At 35.8% G+C, this 2,713-nt stretch carries 5 protein-coding genes; all 5 read left to right on the forward strand.

Annotated features, from left to right (window positions below; all coding sequences use genetic code 11):
* Positions 1–153: 153 nt before the first annotated feature.
* Entirely contained in the window at positions 154–447 is a 294-nt protein-coding gene (locus tag WBQ70_RS14610; protein WP_423915472.1) for a GNAT family N-acetyltransferase, read from the forward strand.
* Positions 448–449: 2 nt separating this feature from the next.
* Positions 450–1,403, forward strand: a complete 954-nt coding sequence (locus tag WBQ70_RS14615; protein WP_423915474.1) for a VOC family protein — start codon at positions 450–452, stop codon at positions 1,401–1,403.
* 4 nt (positions 1,404–1,407) lie between these two features.
* Positions 1,408–2,022, forward strand: a complete 615-nt coding sequence (locus tag WBQ70_RS14620) for an alpha/beta hydrolase (protein ID WP_423915475.1) — start codon at positions 1,408–1,410, stop codon at positions 2,020–2,022.
* Positions 2,023–2,024: 2 nt separating this feature from the next.
* Entirely contained in the window at positions 2,025–2,375 is a 351-nt protein-coding gene (locus WBQ70_RS14625) for a hypothetical protein (protein ID WP_423915477.1), read from the forward strand.
* Between the two features lie 45 nt (positions 2,376–2,420).
* On the forward strand, positions 2,421–2,713 hold a 293-nt coding region (locus WBQ70_RS14630; RefSeq protein ID WP_423915479.1), incomplete at its 3' end, for a hypothetical protein.

Raw genomic sequence — 2,713 nt, forward strand, 5'->3', positions numbered from 1 at the left:
GCCTGGAGGTGTTTTGTTTGAAATCGCCACTGATAACCCTGGTTTTTCTGTTGATGAACCTTGGTCTGAATTAGGTCAAAATTTAAAATTACCCAAGCAATACGAAGCTTCTAGAGATAGGATCGAAAAAGTACTACCAAAACTTGACTAACAATGAACGAAATAAAAATAAAATTAGGTTCAAACAACAAAGGATTCATTAACCTCTATGAAGATAAAACGCGTATTGGCGAAATGATCATCGGCATTGATGATTTTGTTTTATCCGTTTATCATACAGAGGTAGATCAAAATTACTCGGGCAAAGGGTATGCAAAATTATTGCTGGATGCTTTAGAAAAGTATGCTACCGAAAATAAGTACAAAGTAAAACCACTTTGTCCGTACGTTCATGCACAATTCAAAAAGAACCCTAGCCGATTTGAATCAATTTGGCAAAAAGACTAATTATGAATACATTAATCACAGGTATCCATCACGTGACTGCAATTGCAGGTGGAGCACAAAAAAATTTAGAATTTTACGCAGGAATTTTAGGGCTTCGTTTAGTCAAAAAGACAGTCAATTTTGATGCTCCAGAAGTGTACCATTTGTACTATGGAGACGAGCAAGGAAACCCCGGAAGCGTACTTACGTTTTTTCCATATCAAGGATTAAAAATGGGTCGTCATGGAAAAGGAATGTTAAATACAACCACTTTTTCTGTTCCTATGGATTCTATAGGCTTCTGGACCGAGCGATTCAAGCGATTTGGCATTACGTACAAAGAACCTCAAGAACGGTTTGAAGACGAAATTGTAATTTATTTTGAAGACCAAGATGGTTTAGGCTTAGAACTTGTTTTTAATGATGTTGATAATCGAATTGGGTATTACAGCGGTTCTTTTGATGAAACGAATGCCATCAGGGGTTTTCATAATGTCGAAATTTGGCAAGAAGGTTATGAACTTACAGCTGGTGTACTTACCCAACAATTAGATCATAATCTTATTGCGGAAAAAGGGAATCGTTTTAGATTTGCAGCCGATGATAAATCAGGGAATTATGTAGACCTTGTTTGTGCACCTGATAGTTTAAAAGGCTTGGCTGGTAGCGGAATGGTACATCATTTGGCATTCAAAACTCCAAATAAAGGTTCGCAAGAAGCGCTTAGAGAAAAGATTGTGGAAAGAGGATTGAATCCAACGCCTATTTTAGATCGCAATTACTTTACTTCCATCTATTTTAAAGAACCCGGTGGCGTTTTATTTGAAGTAGCTACCGAAATACCCGGATTTACTGTCGACGAAGACTTGGCTCATTTGGGCGAAGAATTACAGCTACCAGAATGGTTTGAAAAACAAAGAGCCGACTTGATCACAAAACTACCTGAAATTGCAATTGATAAAACCAAATATTTATAATACTATGCATGCAATAAAAATTATAATATCGGGAAAAGAGAACGCTCAAAAGGCATTGATATTGCTACACGGAAGAGGCAGCAATGCCGATGATATTTTGGGTTTAACCCAAAGTTTAAATACTGCTGACTATGCCTTTTATGCTCCCGAAGCAACTAATAATAGTTGGTATCCACAATCTTTCTTGGCAGTTCCAGAAGCCAACGAGCCTTGGTTATCATCGGCGCTGGCACTCGTAGACGAAACGGTTTCTCAAATTGAAAAAGACGGCATTGCTAAAGAAAATATTTTCTTTTTGGGGTTTTCTCAAGGAGCGTGTTTAACGGCTGAATACGTTAGTCGGAATGCCACAAAATATGGTGGAATCGTAATTTTCACAGGTGGATTAATTGGTGATAAAATCTATGCTGAAAATTACAAAGGTGACTTTCAAAATACGCCAATTTTCATAGGGACTAGTAATCCAGATTTTCATGTTCCCGTGGAGCGTGTATATGCCACAACCAATATCTTAAAAAATATGGGCGCAGAGGTTACGGAAAAAATATACGATAACATGGGACATACGATCTCTTTTGATGAAATAGAAAGAGTAAACAAACTCATTTTTACATCCTAAATATGTTTATTATAACTAGAATATACAGTGATGAAAATGGCGAAAGTCATTTTGAAGATTTTACTATCCCCTTAACAAATCAAGGGGATATTGGCTTCTTATCAGAGGAGCAAACTGTAGGCGGAATCATTTTTCGTGAAGTAGCTCCTTCCTATAACTATGATTTTCACAACGCACCACAGCGACAATATATTATTTTATTAGATGGTGGAGTTGAAATTGAGACTTCGCTTGGCGTCAAAAGAAAATTCCAAACTGGAGAAGTCCTTTTGGTCGAAGACATCAATGGGAAAGGACATAAAACTAAAAACTTGGAGAATCGCACTAGGAAGTCTATTTTTATACCTTTATAAAAGAAACAAAAATTAAGTAAGACTGTTTTTTTAGAAATTAATCATATGGAACAAAATAAGGACAAATATGAAGCCCTTTTAACTATTTTACAAGCAAGAGAAAAGGAACAATCTTTAGTTCTGTCTATTTGTAATAATCTTGTTTCGTGTATCAATTGCTTCGATTTAGCTATTATTTTTGACTCACAATTAAAATCACTATTTGAATACGACCAATTTTGTATCGCTGTCACCGACGAAAAAGAAGAAGAATATCTAATTATTTGCTGTGATGATCAAAGTTCCAAATCGTACTTCCAAAAATCAAAATATGATGTTCATGACGGTTTTTTTGACAT

Origin of the sequence: Flavobacterium sp., from assembly GCF_049590715.1 — a bacterium.
Lineage (GTDB): Bacteria > Bacteroidota > Bacteroidia > Flavobacteriales > Flavobacteriaceae > Flavobacterium.